This is a genomic window from Bradyrhizobium sp. S3.12.5 (assembly GCF_040548225.1).
In the GTDB taxonomy this organism is placed as follows: Bacteria; Pseudomonadota; Alphaproteobacteria; order Rhizobiales; family Xanthobacteraceae; genus Bradyrhizobium; species Bradyrhizobium cytisi.
The window spans coordinates 73,568-93,718 of sequence record NZ_JBEPRF010000031.1 but is presented as its reverse complement, the minus strand read 5'-3'; the positions used below and the strand labels follow the sequence as shown (position 1 = coordinate 93,718).

General features: G+C 62.4%; 15 protein-coding genes and 1 pseudogene. 9 read left to right on the top strand and 7 right to left on the bottom strand.

The window, feature by feature from the left end; translation table 11 throughout:
* Positions 1-258: 258 nt before the first annotated feature.
* The 5 genes from ABIC09_RS33520 to ABIC09_RS33500 all read right to left on the bottom strand — a co-directional run bounded on the left by ABIC09_RS33520 (position 259) and on the right by ABIC09_RS33500 (position 8,084).
* Positions 259-1,602 (bottom strand): c-type cytochrome, encoded by a 1,344-nt coding sequence (locus tag ABIC09_RS33520; RefSeq protein WP_354111945.1) that lies wholly within the window; start codon positions 1,600-1,602, stop codon positions 259-261.
* Positions 1,599-3,773: a xanthine dehydrogenase family protein molybdopterin-binding subunit gene (locus ABIC09_RS33515; RefSeq protein ID WP_354111944.1), complete on the bottom strand. Its 2,175-nt coding sequence runs from the start codon at positions 3,771-3,773 to the stop codon at positions 1,599-1,601. Before ABIC09_RS33515 ends, ABIC09_RS33520 begins: the two co-directional genes overlap by 4 nt.
* A gap of 8 nt (positions 3,774-3,781) precedes the next feature.
* Entirely contained in the window at positions 3,782-4,246 is a 465-nt protein-coding gene (locus ABIC09_RS33510; protein WP_354111943.1) for a (2Fe-2S)-binding protein, read from the bottom strand.
* 564 nt (positions 4,247-4,810) lie between these two features.
* Positions 4,811-6,235 carry a methyl-accepting chemotaxis protein gene (locus ABIC09_RS33505; RefSeq protein ID WP_354111942.1) on the bottom strand — a complete coding sequence of 475 codons (1,425 nt, stop codon included), beginning with the start codon at positions 6,233-6,235 and terminating at the stop codon, positions 4,811-4,813.
* Positions 6,236-6,341: 106 nt separating this feature from the next.
* A complete protein-coding gene (locus ABIC09_RS33500) occupies positions 6,342-8,084 on the bottom strand; it encodes a methyl-accepting chemotaxis protein (RefSeq protein WP_354111941.1) in 1,743 nt (580 codons plus the stop codon).
* 208 nt (positions 8,085-8,292) lie between these two features.
* On the opposite strand from ABIC09_RS33500, the gene ABIC09_RS33495 reads away from it, so the two are divergent.
* The 7 genes and pseudogenes from ABIC09_RS33495 to ABIC09_RS33465 form a co-directional block, all read left to right on the top strand.
* Positions 8,293-9,039 carry a YebC/PmpR family DNA-binding transcriptional regulator gene (locus ABIC09_RS33495; RefSeq protein WP_148756430.1) on the top strand — a complete coding sequence of 249 codons (747 nt, stop codon included), beginning with the start codon at positions 8,293-8,295 and terminating at the stop codon, positions 9,037-9,039.
* Positions 9,040-9,137: 98 nt separating this feature from the next.
* Entirely contained in the window at positions 9,138-9,665 is a 528-nt protein-coding gene (ruvC, locus tag ABIC09_RS33490) for a crossover junction endodeoxyribonuclease RuvC (protein WP_354111940.1), read from the top strand.
* Positions 9,662-10,279 carry a Holliday junction branch migration protein RuvA gene (gene ruvA, locus ABIC09_RS33485; RefSeq protein ID WP_148756432.1) on the top strand — a complete coding sequence of 206 codons (618 nt, stop codon included), beginning with the start codon at positions 9,662-9,664 and terminating at the stop codon, positions 10,277-10,279. Before ruvC ends, ruvA begins: the two co-directional genes overlap by 4 nt.
* A 20-nt stretch (positions 10,280-10,299) precedes the next feature.
* Positions 10,300-11,334 (top strand): Holliday junction branch migration DNA helicase RuvB, encoded by a 1,035-nt coding sequence (gene ruvB, locus ABIC09_RS33480; RefSeq protein WP_354111949.1) that lies wholly within the window; start codon positions 10,300-10,302, stop codon positions 11,332-11,334.
* A gap of 129 nt (positions 11,335-11,463) precedes the next feature.
* A complete protein-coding gene (locus ABIC09_RS33475; protein WP_354111939.1) occupies positions 11,464-12,381 on the top strand; it encodes a metallophosphoesterase in 918 nt (305 codons plus the stop codon).
* A 56-nt stretch (positions 12,382-12,437) separates the two neighbouring features.
* Positions 12,438-12,551 carry a type II toxin-antitoxin system VapB family antitoxin gene (locus tag ABIC09_RS33470; RefSeq protein WP_354111938.1) on the top strand — a complete coding sequence of 38 codons (114 nt, stop codon included), beginning with the start codon at positions 12,438-12,440 and terminating at the stop codon, positions 12,549-12,551.
* A 52-nt stretch (positions 12,552-12,603) separates the two neighbouring features.
* Positions 12,604-12,681, top strand: a pseudogene (locus ABIC09_RS33465) (acyl-CoA thioester hydrolase); the annotation flags it as partial.
* Here ABIC09_RS33465 and ABIC09_RS33460 read toward each other — a convergent pair.
* Complete coding sequence (locus ABIC09_RS33460; RefSeq protein WP_354111937.1) at positions 12,663-14,306, bottom strand: recombinase family protein; 1,644 nt, start codon at positions 14,304-14,306, stop codon at positions 12,663-12,665. The pseudogene ABIC09_RS33465 and the gene ABIC09_RS33460 overlap by 19 nt on opposite strands.
* A complete protein-coding gene (locus ABIC09_RS33455) occupies positions 14,284-14,547 on the bottom strand; it encodes a hypothetical protein (protein ID WP_354111936.1) in 264 nt (87 codons plus the stop codon). Before ABIC09_RS33455 ends, ABIC09_RS33460 begins: the two co-directional genes overlap by 23 nt.
* A 1,297-nt stretch (positions 14,548-15,844) precedes the next feature.
* Between ABIC09_RS33455 and ABIC09_RS33450 the strand changes: the two genes are divergently transcribed.
* Together ABIC09_RS33450 and ABIC09_RS33445 are read left to right on the top strand one after the other, a co-directional pair.
* The gene (locus ABIC09_RS33450) at positions 15,845-17,335 is read left to right on the top strand and encodes a Fic family protein (protein ID WP_354111948.1); all 1,491 of its coding nucleotides are present in this window, start codon (positions 15,845-15,847) and stop codon (positions 17,333-17,335) included.
* Positions 17,328-20,096, top strand: a complete 2,769-nt coding sequence (locus ABIC09_RS33445; RefSeq protein WP_354111935.1) for an nSTAND3 domain-containing NTPase — start codon at positions 17,328-17,330, stop codon at positions 20,094-20,096. Before ABIC09_RS33450 ends, ABIC09_RS33445 begins: the two co-directional genes overlap by 8 nt.
* Positions 20,097-20,151: the final 55 nt, after the last annotated feature.

Genomic DNA, 20,151 nt, shown 5'->3' with positions numbered 1-20,151 from the left:
AAAGACCATGCGAGACGGCTGGAACCGTCTCGCTGCTACGCTCGAGGGATATGCTCTTGCTAACCAAGAACAAAATCCGGGAATCCCATAGCCCCTTGTGGGAGAGGGTGGCTCGCCGCATAAGCGGCGAGACGGGTGAGGGGTCTCTCTCCGCGGGTCTCACTCTGAGCCGCACTCGCGGAGACAGACCCCTCATCCGGCGCTTCGCGCCACCTTCTCCCACAAGGGGAGAAGAGGCAGCGGCGTTCGCGGCGATACCTACTCGGCCGTCTGCTCCCTTAACTCCGCGACATCCTTCGCCGTCAGCTCCGAACCCTTCGCACCGAACCGCGCCGTCACGTAGTTCGCCACCGCTGCGATCTCATCGTCCGTATAGGCACTACCGAACGCGGGCATCGACAGCGCACCATCCGGCGTGTGGCGCTTGGTGCCCGACAGCACGATCTGCGCGACGTTGGTGGCGGCGGGGTCGTTGACGGCCCAGGTGCCGGTGAGCGTCGCCATCGGCGACACCGGGCTCTCGCCGCTCCAGCCGTGGCAGCTGGCGCAGGCGCTGGCGAACACCTTCTTGCCGCGGGCATCCGCGGTGACGCCGTCCTTGTGCGAGGCGGGTGCAATCGGCGCCGTGGTGGCCGGCAGGTCGGGCGAGGGCACCGGCGGCACGCTGCGCAAGTATGCAACGATGCTGCGGATGTCTTCGGGTGCGAACTGGCTAAAACTGTGGTCGACCGCTTCGCCCATCGGACCCGAGGCCGCGCCATGGCCCGGCGCGTGGCCGAGCGACAGATACGAGATCAGATCCTCGTCACGCCAGTTGCCGAGGCCGGTGGCCTTGTCGGAGGAGATGTTGAAGGCGTGCCAGCCGGCGGTGATGGCACCGGCGAACTTCTTGCGGTTGTCCAGCGCAAAGCCGAGATTGCGCGGCGTGTGGCACTCGCCGCAATGCGCCAGTGCTTCCGCCAGATACGCACCACGATTCCACTCCGGGCTCTTCGAGGTATCCGGCGCAAAGCGGGTGTCCGGGTTGAACACGGCGGACCAGAACATCATCGCCCAGCGCTGGTTGAACGGGAACGACAGCGTGTTCTCGGGCGGCTTGGCGCGCACTGCCGGCAGGCTGAACAGATAGGCCTTCACCGCCAGCACGTCCTCGTCGCTCATGTAGGTGTAGGACGTGTAGGGCATCGCCGGATAGAGCCGGGCGCCGTCATGCCGCTTGCCACGCTGGACCGCGTCGAGGAAATCCTGGTCGCTGTAATTGCCGATGCCGGTCGCTTTGTCGGGCGTGATGTTGGTCGAGTAGAGCGTGCCGAACGGCAGCTTGAAGCCGAGCCCGCCGGAATACTCCTTCCCGCCCGGACTGGTGTGGCAGACCATGCAGTCGGCCGCCTTCGCCAGATATTCGCCGCGCTCGACCAGGTTTGCCTTTTCGAGCTTGGCCGGCACGCCCGTGGGCTTGCCGGCGCGGTAATCCGCCAGCGCCACCTTGGTGCCGCCGGCGAAATCGAGCGGGCCGGGTCCGCGGATGATGAAGACGCCGAGCGCCACCGCGACGATGGCGATCACGACGAGGCTTGCAAGGATACGCATTGTCCGGCTCATGCCTTCCTCCCGGCAGCCAGCAGTTTCCGATCGATCGGCAGGCGCCGCAGCGCCACGCCGGTTGCGGCGTAAATTGCGTTGCGCAGCGCCGGCGGTCCGGCATTGACGCCGGCTTCGCCGATGCCGCCGGGCGCCTCGCCGCTCTTGACCACGGTGACATCGATCTTCGGGGTCTCGTTGATGCGCATCATGCGGTAGTCGTGGAAGTTCGACTGCTGCACGCGGCCCTTCTCGATGGTGATCTCGCCGTAGAGCGCGGCGGTGAGGCCGAAGATCAGCCCGCCCTCGATCTGCGCCTTCACCGTATCGGGATTCACGGCGATGCCGGTGTCGACCACTGACGTGACGCGGCGGACAATGATCTCGCCGATGTCGTCGATCTCCGCTTCCACCACGGTCGCGAGGTAGCTCGCAAACGACGGCTGCACGCAAACGCCGCGGCCGACGCGCGGCGGCAGTGGCTGGCCCCATCCGGATTTTTCCGCGACGAGATTCAGCACAGCCAGCGCGCGCGGGTTGTTCGTCAGATGAGCGCGGCGAAATTCGACCGGGTCCTTGCCGGCCTTGCGCGCCAGCTCGTCCATCGCGCATTCGAACGCGAACACGTTGTTGTTCGGGCCGACGCCGCGCCAGAAGCCGGTCGGCACAGCAGGCGGTTCGGCGCGGACATATTCGACCTGGAAGTTGGGAAAGTCGTAGGGCATGTCCGCCGCGGCATCGACCGCGTCGATATCGATGCCTTTCTGGAACGCCGGCGGCAGCCAGCGTGCAATCACCGCCGAGCCGGCGATCTTGTATTTCCAGGCCGACACCTTGCCATCGACCAGTGTCGCGGTGACCTGGTCGCGATAGACCGGGCGGTAGACGTCGTGCTGGATGTCCTCCTCGCGGGTCCAGATCACCTTGACGGGATAATCGACCTGCTTTGCGATCTTCACTGCCGCAACCACCATGTCCGGCTCGAGCTTGCGGCCGAAGCCGCCGCCGAGCAGATGCTGGTTGACGATCACCTTGTCGACGGGAACGCCGGCGGCCTTCGCCGCCTCCGCCTGCACGCGCGTCATGATCTGCGTGCCGGTCCAGATCTCGCAGGCGTCCGGTCGGACGTGGACAGTGGCGTTGATCGGCTCCATCGAGGCATGCGCCAGGAACGGCAATTCGAAGCTCGCCTCGAATCTGTCGCCGCTCGCCAGCCCCTTGGCGATGTCGCCGACTGATTTTGCGATCGCGCCATCCTTCTCGCTGGCGGCGCGCAGGTCCTGCCAGATGTCCTTGGTGCTGATTTTTGCGTTCGGTCCCTCGTTCCATTCGATCTTGAGCGCTTCGAGACCTTTTTTGGCGGCCCATGTGTGGTCGCCGATCACCGCGACCGTATCCTCGAGCACCACGATCTTGCGCACGCCGGCGACTTTCATCGCCCCAGTGTCGTCGACCTTGCCGACCTTGCCGCCGAACACCGGACAATTGGCGATCACCGCGATCTTCATGTTCGGCAGGATCGCATCGATGCCGTAGACGACCTTGCCGTTGACCTTGTCCGGCGTGTCGAGCCGCTTCAGCGGCTGCCCGATGATGACGAAGTCCTTGGGGTCCTTGACCGCAACGTCCTTCGGCGGCGTTTGGCCCTGTGCGGCCAATGCCAGTTCGCCATAACCGATCTTGCGGCTGCTCGCGGCGTGCACGACCTCGCCTTTCGACGCCGTGCAGCTGGCAGGATCGACCTGCCATTGCGCCGCTGCGGCCTGCACCAGCATGGCCCGCGCGCTGGCGCCGGCGGCGCGCAGCGGTTTCCACCAGGCGCGGATCGAGGTCGAGCCACCGGTTGCCTGCAAGCCGAACACGGGATTGGCGTAGAGCTTGTCGTTGGGCGGCGCGTGCTGGACCTCGACCTTGGCCCAGTCGGCATCGAGCTCCTCAGCCAGGATCATCGCAATCGAGGTATAGACGCCCTGGCCCATCTCGACCTGCGGCATCATCAGCACGGTGCGGCCGGTCTCGTCGATGCGGATAAAAGCGTTGGGGGCGAACCTGCCGTCGGTCGTATCCTTCTGCTCTGGTTCGTTGGCGGCTGCGCGCAGCGGCAGATGAAAGGCGAGCAGGAAGCCGGTGGCGAGGCCGCTGGTCAGAAGCGTGCGGCGGGAGACATCAGGAAGGGTCTTGTCTGTGATCATGGCGGACCTCACGACTGACGGCCGTTGGCGGCCTGCTTGATGGCCTCGCGGATGCGCACATAGGTGCCGCAGCGGCAGATGTTGCCGGCCATTGCCGCATCGATGTCGGCATCGTCAGGATTGGGCGTTGCCGCCAGAAGGGCCGCAGCCGACATGATCTGGCCGGACTGGCAATAGCCGCACTGAATAACCTCGGCATCGAGCCAGGCCTTCTGCACCTTCGCGCCTGACGGCGTGCCGCCGACATGTTCGATGGTGGTGACGGCGCGATTCGCGACCGCGCTGACAGGGAGCACGCAGGAGCGTACCGCCTTGCCGTCGACATGCACCGTGCAGGCGCCGCATTGCGCGATGCCGCAGCCGAACTTGGTGCCGGTCATGCCGAGGATGTCGCGCAGCACCCACAGCAGCGGCATTTCCGGTGGGGCATCGAACGATTTCGTTTCGCCATTGATGGTGAGAACAGTTGCCATATGCATTCCCTTCTTCGCCAGATTGCTTACGGCGATCTAGTTGGCGAACTCGTGCGCGACAATAATCATACCGATGTGAAACGATGAAGCGTCGAAATTTCTGGCGATGCATATTTGCGTGGCTCGAGCATCAGGCCATGACGTTCACGAATTTGTGCGGCGATCGCTGCGGCGCTTTTGGGCTAATTGATATGATAAGCATCATTTTCTGACGCTTTTGCATCCTATGCGGTGTCGACCTCCGCGCATCAGCGTGCGAATGCGCAAAACCATGCCAAGACGAAAGTCGTGCGATTGTGAAAGTCGGGTGAGGGCGGGCACGGTGCGCGTCTGAAGGAATCAGTTCCAATGGCGCAAAAGCCGACGTGCCCGATGATGGCATCGTGCTCCTGTTTTGCCCGACGGGTCAACTGGGACATTCGGAATTTGCTCAACGTCCCCCGCAAGCGGGAGAGGTCGCGCACGTTCTCCTTGGCAAGCAGCCAAGCCTCATTTCATCCCGCTAAGCCATTGATTCCGCGCAGCCCCGCTACTGTGCATGGGGTTGTTTTCGAGGTTTTTGATTCAGCCCTGACGAAACCCCATGCGGAATGCACCCCAGTGCTTGCCGCGGACCATGATCGGCGAGGACAGGTCCTTCATCAGCACGAACTGCCCGCCGCCCATGTCGCGGCGATAGGTCTGCAGCAGGAAGGGTTTTGTGTTGGCCGCGACCTTCTTCACGGCGCGATCGGTGAACAGGCGGCGGTTGCGGCAATTGGCGTTGTTCCAGACCGGGTCCTTGCCCTGCGGCAGCCGGTAGTTCGGATTGTGCGTCGGCAGATAGCCGCTCCTCGCCCAGGCGACGCAGAACACGATGCGGGGATCGGACTTCTGGATCGGGTCCTGGATCGCAGGCAGCACGCGATCGGTGAACTCGACATATTTGGTGAGATACTGCTTGGGGTCGGTGCCGGCGATCTCGCGGTAGCTCTCGTCCATGAGCTGGTCGAGCGTGATCTCGCCGCGATCGACCGCGGCCTCGAACTCGGCCGAGATGCGTTTGGCGGTGTCGACGACGGCGCGGATCAGCGGCGCATCGGATGTCTCCACGCCGCTGTCGGCGATCAGCGCGATCAGGCCTTCGGAGGTGTCGAGCAGCTTCGTCACCCGCTGATCGGCATTCTTGAGATCGCGCGAGGACAGGTCGACGCCCTTGGCGAGCTCGTTGAGCTCGTTGATGACGGTGTCGCAGTGGCCGAGATTGGAGGTCGCCGCGCGCGTGACGCTGTCGATCTCCGCTTCCACCGAGGCGAAGCCTTGTTGCACGCGCGAGATGATGCCGGAGATCCGCCGGGCGCCTTCGCCGGCGGTCTTGGCGCGCTGGGACGCATCGCTGCTCTCGCCGATCAGGCCTTCGATCTGGCCATCGAGATCGCGCACGGTGTCGGCGATCTGGTGCGTGGCCTGCCGGGTGGCCTCCGCGAGGTTCTTGACCTCGCTTGCGACCACCGCAAATCCGCGTCCGGCATTGCCGGCCCGCGCGGCCTCGATCGTCGCGTTCAACGCAAGCAGATTGGTCTGCTTGGCGATCGCCTCGATCGAGCCGGAGACTTTTGCGACCTGCGCCAGCGCCGAGCCGACGGCGCTCAGCCGCGCCTCGATCCGCTCCACGGCAGCAACGAGCTCGGAGATATGGCTGACCGCGGTGTCGACCGCACCGCGCGACTGCGCGATCTCGCCGACCGCGGCCGATGCGGTCGATTGCACCGCCTGTGAGGCGTTGGCGATGTCGTGGTTGGCCGAGACCATGGTCTCGGCCGTCTTCTGGAGATGATGGAACCGATCTGACTGGTTGGCGACGCGGTTGGCGACCTCCTGGACGTTCCCGGCGATGTCGGCAAGCTCGACACCGAGGCCGCCGATGCGGTCGGCGAGCTGGTCGATCAGCCGCTCGGCGAGCGTCCGGCTGGATCCAGTGTCCATGACTGCAAGCTGGGCGAGGGACATGTACGGGCTTTCTCCAGTCAGAGCCGTTCGCCGGCCCTCCGCGGCATTCCCATTCCAACTTCACTTAAAGACGTGATTCGCGCCCGGCGTCTTGCCTGAGCGTGCACTACAGCTTGTAAGCCGTCCTGAACCCGCCCCAGTGCCGGCCCTGCACGCGGATCGGGACGTCGATCTCGCGCATCATCACCGTGTTGCCGTTGCCCATGTCGCGCGCATAGCTCTGGATCAGGTACGAGCGCAAATTGTGCGCGGCGGCCAGCCCCGCCGGATCGTTGAAGATGCGGCGGTTGCGGCAATTGGCCGTGTTCCAGGCGGCATCGCCCGGCCGCTGCGGATGCGAATAGATCTCGTTGTGGACCGGCAGGAAGCCGTTGCGGTCGACCATGGCACAGAACGCCATGCGCGGTTCCTTGGCGAGAAAAGCTTCCTGGAACGACGGCAGCGCGCGGTCGGCCCAGTCCAGGTATTTTGTGCGGTATTGCTGCGGATTGGTGCCGGCGATCTCGGCGTAGTCGGTGTCGAAGAGATCATCGATCTTGACCTCGCCGCGTGCGACCGCTTGCTCGAAAATCCGGGTCAGCGCGGTGCCGGCCTCCATCGCGCGGGTGACGAACTCGGTGTTCTCCTCGTGGATCGACCAGAGCTTGTCTTCGACCTTCTCGCGCTGCGCGGCGTCGGGGTTGACGAATTGCGTGCGGACGCCGGCCTTGGACTGCTCGACCACGCGCAGTCGGCAGGCCCCGACGTCCTCGAGGGTGCCGTCGATGATCGCCTGCGGCGCGAGCCGGCTTGCTTCCGCACCACCGATCAAGACGCCGTCCATCGCGATCTCATAGACCGGCAGCACGCCGCGCGCGCTCTCGAATTTGAGGTGGCAGGGCAGCCGCTCGGTCTTGCGGCGATCGTCGTGCTCGCTCTGACGGAGCAACACTGCGCAGCGCGATTTCAGCTTCCTGGCGAAGGTCGTCACGGCCTTGCCGGCGCTGGCGACGTTCTCGCCATGGGTCTCGGCCGCCTTGGTGGCGGCGTCGATCTCGGCCGCGCTTTCGCCGACCGAGATGATGAACTGCGACGCGCTGGCCGCGTTGCCGGAGACCTCGCTGGTGGTGACGTTCTGCTCGGCGACCGCGCCATTGACGGTGTCGAACACCGGGCGGATCGCCTCGATCGCCTGCGAGATCCGGTGCACCGCGTCCGCGGAGCCGGCGGCGTCGCGCTGGAGCGCGTCGATCTTTTTGGAGATCTCCTCGGTGGCGCCCTGGGTCTGTACCGCAAGCGCCTTGACCTCGGTGGCGACGACCGCAAAGCCTTTGCCGGCGGCGCCGGCGCGCGCGGCCTCGATGGTGGAGTTGAGCGCGAGCAGGGTGGTCTGCCGCGCGATCTGCGCGATCAGATTGACGACATTGCCGATCGCGGCGGAGGATTCACGCAGGCGGTCGACATTGGCGCGCGCCTCCTGCGCGGCGGCGCTGGCCTCGTCGGCGAGCTTGCCGGCCTCGCGGACCTGCGCGCCGATGCCTTGCGCGGACTGGGTGAACTTGTCGGCGGCATGGGCAAAGCCCGAGGCGTTCGACTGGGCGGCATTGGTCCGCCCGGTCAATGCGTCCGTCCGCTGGCGGATATCGGCAAGCGTCGCCGCGGTGGCCTCGGCGCCGCCCGCCACCGAATTGGCGGCGCGCTCAAGCTGGCGGATCATAGCGCCGAGCTCGAGTTCCAGCAGTTCCAGGATTTCCCGGGCCGAATCGACCTCGACGGCCGGAGCGGGCGCTGCCGCCGGCTGCGCGGCCTGCGCGGCTGCCGCTGGTGCGGCCATGTCCGGCCGGCGCTTCCGAAATAATGCGAACGCCATTGGATCTACTCTTGTCGGGAGATGGGCGGACGCTATTTTCCCAGGCCGGAATGAAATCAGGGTTAACGGTGCCTGACTTCCGGGCACGGGTCCCTACGCTATTACCTTAAAGTATGAGAGGCTCTTTCATTCCGGTGGGTTGGCGGCCTATAAGGCCGCGCTTCCCCACGCTCACCTTTGGCGCACGATTCTCTAGAGAAGATCACGCATGGCCGGACATTCCCAATTCAAGAACATCATGCACCGCAAGGGGCGGCAGGATGCCCAGAAGTCGAAGCTGTTCGGCAAGCTGGCGCGGGAAATCACCGTTGCCGCCAAGCTGGGGACGCCCGATCCCAACATGAACCCGCGCCTGCGCGCGGCCATCATCGCGGCGCGCCAGGAGAACATGCCGAAGGACAATATCGAGCGTGCCATCAAGAAGGCGCTCGGCAGCGATGGCGAGAACTATGACGAGATTCGCTACGAGGGCTATGGCCCCGGCGGCGTCGCCGTTATCGTCGAGGCGCTGACCGACAACCGCAACCGCGCCGCCTCCGACATCCGCTCCTTCTTCACCAAATCCGGCGGCAATCTCGGCGAAACCGGCTCGGTGTCCTTCATGTTCGACCGCACCGGCATCATCGAATACGACCGCAGCGTCGCCGATGACGACGCGGTGCTCGATGCCGCGATCGAGGCCGGCGCTGACGACGTGGTCTCGGGCGAGGGGGGCCACGAAATCTACGCCTCGACCGAAAGCTATCGCGACGTCGCGAAAGCGCTGGAGGCCAAGTTCGGCGAGCCGCGCAAGGCCGCGCTGATCTGGAAGCCGCAGAATACGGTCGCGGTCGACGACGAGACCGGCGAGAAGCTGTTGAAGCTGATGGACCTCCTCAACGAGCACGACGACGTCCAGCATGTCTACGCCAATTTCGAGATTTCGGACGCGCTGGTCGCGAAGATGGGCGGCTGAGGCCTCAGAGCGGCGCTCACCTCGCGAGACCGCCTTTCTCCGGGGACTTCTGTTCTGTTTCTGTTTCGCTATCATGGGCCAACCGCTATCACTGGCCCATGAGCGCGCTCCCGATTCGCCAACCCGTTCGCATCATCGGCATCGACCCCGGCCTGCGCCGCACCGGCTGGGGCGTGATCGAGGCCGACGGCAATCGCCTGATCTATCTCGCCTGCGGTTCGGTGGAACCGCCGGACGATTTGCCGCTGTCGAGCCGGCTGCTCGCGATCCATGAGGGGCTCACGGCGGTTCTCTCCAATCACAATCCGATGGAAGCGGCGGTCGAGCAGACCTTCGTCAACAAGGACGGCGTCGCGACGCTGAAGCTCGGCCAGGCCCGCGGCGTCGCCATGCTGGCGCCCGCAATGTTCGGCATCCCTGTCGCCGAATACGCGCCGAACCAGGTGAAGAAGACGGTGGTCGGCGCCGGTCACGCCGACAAGCAGCAGATCGCGATGATGCTGAAGATATTGCTGCCCAAGGCCGAGCCGCCGTCGGCCGACGCCGCCGACGCGCTCGCCATCGCCATCACCCACGCCCATCACCGCCAGAGCACGGCGCTCAGGCTGAAGGTGGTGGGACTATGATCGGCAAGCTCAAGGGCCTGATCGATTCCTACGGCGAGGATTATGTGCTCCTCGACGTCGGCGGCGTCGGCTATCAGGTGCATTGCTCGGCGCGGACGCTGCAGCATCTTCCCTCGCCCGGCGACGCAGCGGTGCTCTCGATCGAAACCTATGTCCGTGAGGATCAAATAAAACTGTTCGGCTTCCGCACCGACCAGGAGCGCGAATGGTTTCGCCTGCTCCAGACCGTACAGGGTGTCGGTGCCAAGGTCGCGCTCGCCGTGCTCGGCACGCTCGCGCCAGCCGATCTCGCCAATGCGATTGCTCTGCGCGACAAGGCTGCCGTGGCGCGCACCCCCGGCGTCGGGCCCAAGGTTGCCGAGCGCATCGTGACCGAGTTGAAGGACAAGGCGCCGGCCTTCGCCAATGTCGACCCCGCCGTCGTGCATCTCGCCGGTGCCGTCGACGAGCAGCGCGCGCCGCGACCTGTGGCGGACGCGATCTCCGCGCTGGTCAATCTCGGCTACGGCCAGCCGCAAGCCGCCGCGGCCATCGCCTCGGCATCGCGCAGCGCGGGTGAGAACGCCGAAACGGCGCAGCTCATCCGGCTTGGGTTGAAGGAGCTCGCGAAGTGAGCGATCCCAAGGCCAACCGCATGGTCACGCCCGAGCGCCGCAGCGATGATGTCGGCGACATCGCGCTGCGGCCGCAATCGCTGTCCGATTTCGTCGGCCAGGCGCAGGCGCGCAAGAATCTCTCGATCTTCATCGAGGCGGCGCGCAAGCGCGGCGAGGCGCTGGATCACGTTCTGTTCGTAGGTCCCCCGGGCCTTGGCAAGACCACGCTGGCGCAGATCGTGGCCAAGGAGCTCGGCGTCGGTTTTCGCGCCACGTCAGGCCCGGTGATCGCCAAGGCCGGCGATCTCGCGGCACTCCTCACCAATCTCGAAGAGCGGGACGTGCTCTTCATTGATGAAATCCATCGCCTCAGCCCGGCGGTGGAAGAGGTGCTCTATCCCGCGATGGAGGATTTTCAGCTAGACCTCATCATCGGCGAAGGCCCGGCAGCGCGTTCGGTCAAGATCGAGCTGTCGAAATTCACTCTCGTCGGCGCCACCACGCGCGCCGGCCTGCTCACCAATCCCCTGCGCGATCGCTTCGGCATTCCGATCCGGCTCAATTTCTATACGATCGAGGAGCTGGAGAGCATCGTCACTCGCGGTGCGCGCGTGCTCAATGTCGGCATGAGCGCGGATGGCGCCAACGAGATCGCGCGGCGCGCCCGCGGCACGCCGCGCATCGCCGGCCGCCTGTTGCGTCGCGTGCGTGATTTCGCCTCGGCCGCCGATGCCGACCGGATCGACCGCAAGATCGCCGATCACGCGCTGAGCGCGCTCGAGGTCGATGCCGCCGGCCTTGACGCCATGGACCGCCGCTACCTCACGACCATCGCGACGAACTATGGTGGTGGCCCGGTCGGCGTCGAGACGATGGCCGCCGCGCTGTCGGAGCCGCGCGATGCGATCGAGGACATCATCGAGCCGTATCTCATTCAGTGCGGCTATCTCCAGCGCACCCCGCGCGGCCGCCTGCTCACCTCGCACGCCTTCCGCCATCTCGGCATCGCAGAGCCTTCGCGCGATGCGGCGGCTCAGTTCGGCCTATTCGGCACGGACGAAAGCGACGAGTGATCTGCGCCAGCGCACATTGCCCCGGTGTCATGAACTTTCAGTCATCTCTGTGCAGATGATCTGCACAAGCGTACCGCAATTCCGCTCGAATCCGACTGCATCGAGGAGGCGCATCAGAAGCGGACTTCCATGATCAATCGGCGTCATCTCATCCGTTCCATCGGCGGTCTCTCCGCCCTCGGCGTCTCGACCGCGGCTTACGGCGTTGGTGTCGAGCCGGTGTTGCGGCTACGCGTTACTCGCTATCATCCAATGCCGCGGCAATGGCCAGCGGATTTTCCGCTGAAGATCGCCGTCGTCGCCGACATCCATGCCTGCGATCCCTGGATGTCGCTGGATCGGATCGAGGCCATCGTCGATCGCACCAACGCTCTCAGTCCCGATCTCATCGTGCTGCTCGGGGACTATGTCGCCGGTCATCACCATGTCACGCGCATCATCCCGGCCGATGAATGGGCGGGGGTGCTGACTGGCCTCAAGGCGCCACTCGGCGTTCATGCCGTCATGGGCAACCACGACTATTGGGACGACAAGGTCGTGCAGCGGGCCGGGCGCGGGCCGACGGTCGCCCATCGTGCGCTGGAGGCGGCTGGCATTCCCGTCTACGAGAACGACGTCGTGCGTCTCACCAAGGATGGTCGCCCGTTCTGGCTCGCCGGCCTCGGCGATCAGCTCGCCTATGCGCCGTCGCAGCGCTACGGCCGCGCTCAGCGCTTCGGTGTCGACGATCTGACCGCGACGCTCGCAAAGGTTACGGACGACGCTCCAATCGTCCTGCTCGCGCATGAGCCGTATATCGCGACGCGCGTGCCCGTGCGTGTCGCGCTCCAGCTTTCCGGCCACACCCATGGCGGTCAGGTCCGCCTGTTCGGCTGGTCGCCTGCGCTTCCGCCGCAACACGGCATTCCGCTCGCCTACGGCCATCTGCGGCTGAAGTGCGACGTCATCATCTCCGGCGGCCTCGGTTGCAGCATCATGCCGGTCCGCGTCGGCGTGCCGCCGGAGATCGTCGAGGTGACGCTGGGGCGGGCGCCGGTGGTGGCGTGACGACGGGGCGTGAAACCTACATCAGATAATGCTACATCTGATGTAGAGGAGCGCTCATGATAGCCACGATTTCAATTGACGATGAGCTTTTCGCACAGGCACGACAGTTTGTCGGCGTTGCAGAGACATCTGCCGTTGTCGTTTTGCGCGCGCCGGGGGGCCCAGTCTGATGCCCATGCTTCGCCACGGCGCCGTCCCTGATATTCAGCGAGTTGTAGCTTGATGTCTCATCTCGACGGCGAGATCCGCGACGGCCGCCACCACATGCAGGTCCGCGTCTATTACGAGGACACGGATTTCCCTGACTGGACGTTGTCGTAGCAGGCCGTGCTGATCGTTCCTGTTTTGTCGCGGTCTTCTGAGAAGAGTTTCATGCTGAAAAGGGCAGCGGCATTCAGGTACGGTGTGTATTCGTAAGGCATCCGCTTGCGCACTGGATGCACTATAATGCAGTCGACCAAGTTACGGAAAGCGATGCGGGTTTCGATCGCCTTAGGATTTATCTTGAGCGCGGTGACCAGTCTCTTAGCCTCCGAACGGTATCGGTCACTGAACTTCGGATGATCGAACGGGATCACGTTTTCGCCGCCACTGCCCAACAACCGCAAGCGCTCCTCGACAGTTTCCCGTTCCACGTCGCATTCATCTATCCGCTTGATCAACTCGTCCGGTTTGCGATGGCTGTTTGCGATCGCATATGACAACCGTTCGATCTCAGTATTGAGCGCATAGCGACGGCGCTCGAGATTAGAGTGTTCGCTGTCTTTTCGCTTATCGCTCTTCTGCTCCTCCTTCCAAGTACGCATCGCCTCTTCAATGGCTTTCGGCGAAAGCAATCTTACTTCCATTTTCTCGGCAACATCGTTCAACAGAACGTCCATATCAAAGCTGCGGGTATGCTCGCAGGTGCCTCGCTGATGCGCGTTGACGCATGCGGCGCGCGGGCCGCCATTCCGGGAGGATTGAGCGATTCGCATACGGCCGTTGCAGACGCCGCATCGAAGAGCTCCCGCAAGCGGATGCTCATTGTTGCGCGGGACTACGGGCCGGCGCCGCGGCTTGCCGGTCGGCCCGAACATATGGATAGCGCGTTCACTGCGAACCTTCTGCGCGCTATCCCAGAGCGCTTGCGGAACAATCCGCAGCTCGGCGTTTTTGACGATGATGTGGCGTTCTTCCGGATTGCGGCGCTTCTGCTTCTTCTGCGTTTCCGGATTGAGAATTGTTGAGCGAATATTCCAATGTATCTCGCCGATATACAGCTCGTTGCCGATAATGCCGCGACCATGGCGACCCCCAGTGATGCACTGATGATTCCAGGTTGTGCGACCAGCCCTGTTCTTGTGACGCGTAGCCCCAGGGGAGAGCACGCCTTCGCGGGTGAGATCGGCGGCGATATCTCGAGTTGAACGGCCCGACGTGTACTCGATGAAGATACGGCGCACGATCTTCGCTTCGCTCTCATCGATCATCCGCTCGCCAGGCGCGCCCGGCTTTGGCCGATAACCGTAGGCGTATGAGCCGGGAATTCTTCCGTTGGTGACAGCGTTATCATGCCCGCGCCGAACCTTGTCGGCGAGCTGCGGCTTATAGATCGTATTATAGAGGCTTGCGATACTGATGTCAGTTGCGGTCGCATAAATGCCTTTCTGATCCATCAGCTCAACGCGGTTAAACTCAAGCACCTGCTTGAGGCGCTGGATGGTCGCGGGATCGCGCGACAGGCGGTCGAAATGCTCGACGACGATCACGTCAAAGTCATGCTTTCGCACACCGTTGAGCAGTAGCTGATAGCCGTCGCGCGCATCTTCGGTAAGGCCCGACTTTGCAGCGTCAACAAATTCACCAACGACATCTAGGTCGTTTCGTGCGGCGACCTTCCGGCAGAGTAATAGCTGACCGTCAATCGACGTCGCTTTTTGCATGTCGCTCGAATAGCGGGCGTATATCACGGCCCTCTTTTTTGGTGACGGTGTCGACATCCCGTTCCCCTATCGGCTGCCCCAAACCTTCTTTTTCATCCCGCGCAAGCTGCCGTCCGATGGCGCGCGCCAACTCAAGCCAAATTTCCTCATTGCCGGGATTATCCCAACTTTGAGGATGGGAAGGATCAAGCGGTCGGATGATCGCCTTTTGCCCCCGAGGCGATCGGATTCGGGTACGCATTACAGAAAAGCCTTCACAAGTTAACGCAATTTTCCGTCTTGCGCTACGGCCAGGTAGCAGGGATCACATGCGGCGTTCGCATTCTTCACTCGGAGGTTCGATCGAAGCTTCTCTGTGATTTTTTCGGAGGGTCTAGATCGTCGTCCAGCAGCAGCTTGCGTCGGCAAGCGCGGTGACCCGATAAGAATCACGACAAGGCTACAGATGACTTTTGCTTTTGTGCCGCTCATGGAAGTCTCGATCTGCAATGGCGAGTCCGTTCATGTTGACTGCTGCAGTCGAGAATGAAAATGGGAGTTCTCAAGTGTCAGGCGCTAGCGTGTTGCTGCGAAGATGATCGTAGGTTGGAGGGGGATTTGCTAAATAAGGCGGAGTAAAGATACTTGCGGGTGGGGGTACGAAAAATGCGATTGGGTCCAGTTCATACGGCTAGCAGCTCGATGCAATGATCTCTGGGGATGGGTTCAAAGGTCGCTGGCTGCTCGGAGAGGAGTTCTCGTATCTTGAGCGGCCCGCGAATCTGCCGATCATCAAAGAGATCAGCCGGCCCGAGCGGTGGAATGAAGGGCCGCCCGACCTCAAGAGATGAGCGCAATGAAAAAAGGTGAAGCGGCAAAGATGATCCCGCACTTGCTCGACAAGTGGGTTGCAGAGATAAAAGCTCCGTGGCCGCCCAACGGGCTGCACCATTACAGCTTCGGTTCGTTTTCGGACGTGGATGGAAAACAACCATCGTCTCTACACGCAGTTTCGGGCGGTCCCGAATGCCCGCTACGTTGCGGAGACGCGGTTCGACAAGCTCACTAAGCAGACGTGGCGCAATTAGGTTCCGCCTTCGCCCTCTTTCTCGGCGCGGGCTATAGCGAGACTTCAAGGATAGCGTGGACGCGACAAACCACGACCGGCTCGGCGACGGAGACGGGCAAGGCATTCGCGGCGAGATCGGGATACCGCGGAGCGAAAGTGACGAGCTTGGCGATGGAACGAGGAGGAAATCGAGGGATCCGGTCGCTAACACGAGTACCATCCCCGCAGCCCGGCTATCTGTACCCAGCTGCGGCTTTCTCAGCATTATGTCCAGTTTCGAGCCCCGTTTTGGCTTAAAAACTTGAGTCCGAATAGATTTTTCATGATATTTCTATTGAGTGAAGCTTTTTCGGTAGATATCATAGTTTTTCGGCAGTAGCTGGAATTCAAGAGGGAAATTCACGGGCTGCAGGACTTTTCAGGGAGATGTCCCGTGGAGTACGATTTTTCAGGACCGGTGAGTGTTTTTCACGAACGGCGGTTGCCCGAAATGGCTACCCCCGTCGGCTATGCAGCGCTTATCCAGACTTATTCCCTTCCGGTTCCCATTCCCCGAACCCTCTGCGCCATCGGTACCCGCCATCGGATCATCGAGGCTGACGGCTGGCGACTCTACACGCCACGTCATGCACCCGAAGCGACCCTCGAAGGACACCTGACCTTCGCGCTCAAGTATGAGGGGCTCGATCTTGCCGTCCTGAAGCGGCTGTTCAACGCCGCGACGCCAAGCGAGATCGTGGACCTCGTTCGCGTCAAGCCGACCGGCATCTACACGCGCCGCATTTGGTTCCTCTACGAATGGCTGCTCGGCCGAAAGCTCGATCTGCCGGACGCCGACAAGGTCTCCTATGTCGATGCCGTTGATGCCAAGCTCCAGTTTGCGGGAAACGGCCAGAATTCAACCCGGCACCGCGTCCGCAACAATCTGCCGGGAACCCCGGAATTCTGCCCTCTCGTGTTCAGAACGGCAGCGCTGGAGCAATTTATCGCGGCCGATCTCAAGGCGCGCGCGCAGGCCGTCGTCAATAACATGCCAAAGGACCTGCTCGCCCGCACGGCGGCGTTCCTGCTCCTCAAGGATTCCAAGTCGAGCTACGTCATTGAAGGCGAAAGGCCACCCCAAGATCGGATCCAGCGCTGGGGTCGCGTCATCGGCGAAGCGGGTCGCGTCCCGCTTGATGAGGCGGAATTGCTGCGGTTGCAACGCATCGTGATCGGTGACGAGCGTTTCGTCAGGCTTGGACTTCGCGACGAAGGCGGATTCGTCGGCGAACACGACCGTGAGACGCGCCGTCCCATCCCGGACCACGTTAGCGCGCGTCCCGAGGACCTTTCATGCCTCGTCGACGGACTCATGGCCTTCGATCACACCGCAGAAAGCGCCCTCGACCCGGTTATCGCAGCGGCCGTGCTGGCATTTGGCTTTGTCTATATCCATCCATTTGAAGATGGAAACGGACGTATCCACCGTTACCTGATGCATCACGTTCTCGCCCGTCGCGGGTTCAACCCCTCTGGCGTTCACTTTCCAGTATCGGCTGCAATCCTCGACAGGATCGATGACTATCGCAATGTGCTCGAAAGCTACTCCCGCAGACTGCTGCCGCTTGTCCGCTGGGAGGCGACCGAGAAGAACAACATCAAGGTCCTGAACGACACGGGCGACTTCTATCGCTTCTTCGATGCGACACCGCATGCGGAATTCCTGTATGCCTGCGTACGCAAAACGATCGACGAAGACCTTCCGAACGAGACGGCTTTTCTGAAGAATTTCGATGCCTTCCGCGCAGGTATCGAGAACATGATCGATATGCCAGAGCGTACGCTCAACAATCTATTGGGCTTCCTTCGCCAGAATGGAGGCCGGCTGTCAAAGCGTGCGCGCGAGAGCGAGTTTGCTGAACTGACCGCGGACGAGGTGACGCAGATAGAGGACCTGTATGGCGCGACCTTCGGGGCCTGCGAGCCATCCCATGGATGAATCCTCTTCCTCCCCACAGGCGGCAGATGCGCTTTCTCCTTCCAGCGGCGGACGATCGCTCGAAGGCTATGTCTACCAGCTCGACGTCTCGGTACTTGTGGCGCTCGATCTCGTTCTTGCCAGGAAAGTGGCGCACGAGATCGTGCTGGAGCCGGCGACCGAGGAAGACCTTGAAGCCGATATCGAACATGAGCCTGGCGCGTTATCGGAAACCGTTGCGCTCGACGGCTACCGCCTGGTTCTTCAGTGCAAGCTTCGGAATACCGGTCCCTGGAAATCTGGCGATCTAATCCGCCTTCTCGCCCACGGCAAAAGACGCAAGTCTGCTCGCGACCGGCTGGCCGACGCCAGCATCCGCTATCTCCTGGCTACCAGTGCCGACCTCGACGGCACCGCTCGTCACTTGAAGGTAGAAGCCGTCGGCGTGTGGCCGCCCGCCAGCGACATGCCACCCGATATGGCGAAGAACTTGCCGGCCGACGCTGGCGGCAGAATTGCCATTCTTGGGGCCATGGACCAGGAAAAGATCAACGCGCGCACCGAACGATTGTTAAGCCAGCGGTTTCGCGTACCGCATTCAAATCTGCAAAGCTGCCGGGAGGCCCTGCGTGCTGAAGCCCTCTTGCGCATGCGCGGCGCCGCGCAAGGCGTATGGACGCGTCTTGACGTTGAACGCCTGATCACGGCGGCGGAGGGCTATGTTGAAGAATCGACGGCTTTGGAAGGCTTCGTTCCTCCAACCAACTGGGATGAATTAAAGACCGCGATCGAGACGAAACACGCTGTCGTCATCACGGGGGCATCCGGAACGGGAAAGACCCGCGTAGCCAAAGCACTCATCGCTCACCTGCGCGACCGGATACCCGGCATCAAGCATGTCGTCGTCCAGGGCGGCCCAGAGAAAATCGCCGATGATCCAAACTCTCGCCCCGTGGTCTACGAGATCGAGGACCCTTGGGGCCGCTTTCGGCTGGAGCCAACCTCCGCGCCCTGGAACGGCGCGATTGCCGAGATACTGCAGTCGGCTGCTCCCGACAGGAAATTCGTGATCACGAGCCGGTCGGATGTGCTGCATGAAAGCAAGCTGCGGTTGAAGGACAAATGGGTCGTCAGTCTCGAAGATGAAAATTACGGCCCTGCCGAGCGAACCAAGCTTTTTGAGAACCGGCTTTCCAGTCTTCCGCCGAACCTTCAACCCATCGTGCTGCGCTCTCGAAATGACGCGGTCGAGCGGCTTGCGACGCCGCTTGAGATGCACCGCTACTTCGCGGTTCTCGCCGACGGGCTTGAGAAAGACGAGAACACAGGCGAATACATCGCGCGGTGCCTGTCCGATGCGCACCAGTCCTCGATAGAGGCCGCGCTTATTCACAACGTTCGCCAACGTAGGACATGGGCATGGGCAGCCATTACATGGGGTCTTTTCAAGTCGGGCGCACGTCAGACTTTCAATGTTCTGCCCGCCATTCAGGCGGGGTTGACCAAACGCCAGAGTGATTTCGAAGACGGCCTCGAACCCTACCTGAATTTCCTGATCGCCGGCCGAAATCTGCGCCAGTCAGAGGCGACTCTGACCTATCAGCATCCGCGCGTTGAACTGGGGCTCGAGGAGTCTCTCAAGGAAAAGCCGGGTCTGTCGGCTCGGGTCCTGTCCTATCTGGTCGAAGTTCTGATCGACCTGGACAAGCGAACAGATACGGATTGGGGGACGGAGGGCGCGGCGCATCTGGTCCACGCCGTACGGGAGCGCTCGATCGTTCAACTTGAACTTCCCGCTGCACGGCAGTCGCAGCTCGATGTCTGGATCGGTTCCCGATTGGCAGGCACAGGGCTTGACTTCAGGGAGGACCTGAAGCTCGCCGCGTCCGTGGGCTCCGCAGATTCCATTCCTGCGGAGGTTGCCAGATGGCTTACACATCAACATAGGAACGAGGAGCACTGGTTCTTCGCTAGCTGGACAGCACCTGCTCGATCGCCGGAGTGGTTCCAAAGGGTCGCGGCCGATCACAGGACGCGAGCGATTTGCATCGCGTTCATCACACGCGAACTGCCTCACCACAACCCGTCTTACCCGGCGGAATTTGCCGACCAAGTCACGGAGCTGTGCGGAAATCTAACGCCGGCCTTCATCGATGCAGCGCTCTCCATCGTTCAAGACAGCTACAATCCGAATGCCAGTCTAATTGCTGAGGGCGCGATTGCCGATATCAGTGGCTTTGAGGCGGTTGTAACGCGGGCAGTTTCATATCGACAGGAACTGTCCAGAAAGCCAGATGACGATTTCAAGCTCAAGCTCGCGAACGGCGAGTACGACGGTGACGCAGAAGACCGTTATTACGAGAGCATCGGCGAAGATGGCCGGACGGCGTACGAACTCCTCGAATGCTATGTTGCGATGAGACGGGAGAGAGACGGTTGGGCCCCCATTCGCGATCATGCGCATGCTGTGGACTTGCTCTACTTTTGGATACGGCTTGCCGAGCGCGCAGCCGACGTCACGATTGAAGAATGGCGCGCGATCGGAGGAGCTGTGCTGGACAGACCGGAAGAGCGGGACTTCTGGCAGGCCATGCAGAAGTCATTGCCCGTCGAATTTTTGAGCGCGCTTAGGGAGCGAATTGTTACAGGCAATGCGATCCGTGAGGTCAGGCTTGAGGGCCCTGGAAGCGGCGCTTCGCGCCGCACCCGCGGAGTTTTTTTTGGCAGTCCACCGTCTGGCGTCAACCAATCAGGGGCGCCGGATATTCGAACTGGCGTTTGAGTTTGCGGCCGTGAGGGAGGCCAACGCAAAAAAAGACCCGAGTTCATTTCGAAGC

Coding starts and splice junctions, on each gene's coding strand:
- ABIC09_RS33520 (WP_354111945.1), bottom strand. CDS start 1,602: ATGAGCCGGACAATGCGTATCCTTGCAAGCCTCGTCGTGATCGCCATC.
- ABIC09_RS33515 (WP_354111944.1), bottom strand. CDS start 3,773: ATGATCACAGACAAGACCCTTCCTGATGTCTCCCGCCGCACGCTTCTG.
- ABIC09_RS33510 (WP_354111943.1), bottom strand. CDS start 4,246: ATGGCAACTGTTCTCACCATCAATGGCGAAACGAAATCGTTCGATGCC.
- ABIC09_RS33505 (WP_354111942.1), bottom strand. CDS start 6,235: ATGTCCCTCGCCCAGCTTGCAGTCATGGACACTGGATCCAGCCGGACG.
- ABIC09_RS33500 (WP_354111941.1), bottom strand. CDS start 8,084: ATGGCGTTCGCATTATTTCGGAAGCGCCGGCCGGACATGGCCGCACCA.
- ABIC09_RS33495 (WP_148756430.1), top strand. CDS start 8,293: ATGGCCGGACATTCCCAATTCAAGAACATCATGCACCGCAAGGGGCGG.
- ruvC (WP_354111940.1), top strand. CDS start 9,138: ATGAGCGCGCTCCCGATTCGCCAACCCGTTCGCATCATCGGCATCGAC.
- ruvA (WP_148756432.1), top strand. CDS start 9,662: ATGATCGGCAAGCTCAAGGGCCTGATCGATTCCTACGGCGAGGATTAT.
- ruvB (WP_354111949.1), top strand. CDS start 10,300: ATGGTCACGCCCGAGCGCCGCAGCGATGATGTCGGCGACATCGCGCTG.
- ABIC09_RS33475 (WP_354111939.1), top strand. CDS start 11,464: ATGATCAATCGGCGTCATCTCATCCGTTCCATCGGCGGTCTCTCCGCC.
- ABIC09_RS33470 (WP_354111938.1), top strand. CDS start 12,438: ATGATAGCCACGATTTCAATTGACGATGAGCTTTTCGCACAGGCACGA.
- ABIC09_RS33460 (WP_354111937.1), bottom strand. CDS start 14,306: ATGCAAAAAGCGACGTCGATTGACGGTCAGCTATTACTCTGCCGGAAG.
- ABIC09_RS33455 (WP_354111936.1), bottom strand. CDS start 14,547: ATGCGTACCCGAATCCGATCGCCTCGGGGGCAAAAGGCGATCATCCGA.
- ABIC09_RS33450 (WP_354111948.1), top strand. CDS start 15,845: ATGGCTACCCCCGTCGGCTATGCAGCGCTTATCCAGACTTATTCCCTT.
- ABIC09_RS33445 (WP_354111935.1), top strand. CDS start 17,328: ATGGATGAATCCTCTTCCTCCCCACAGGCGGCAGATGCGCTTTCTCCT.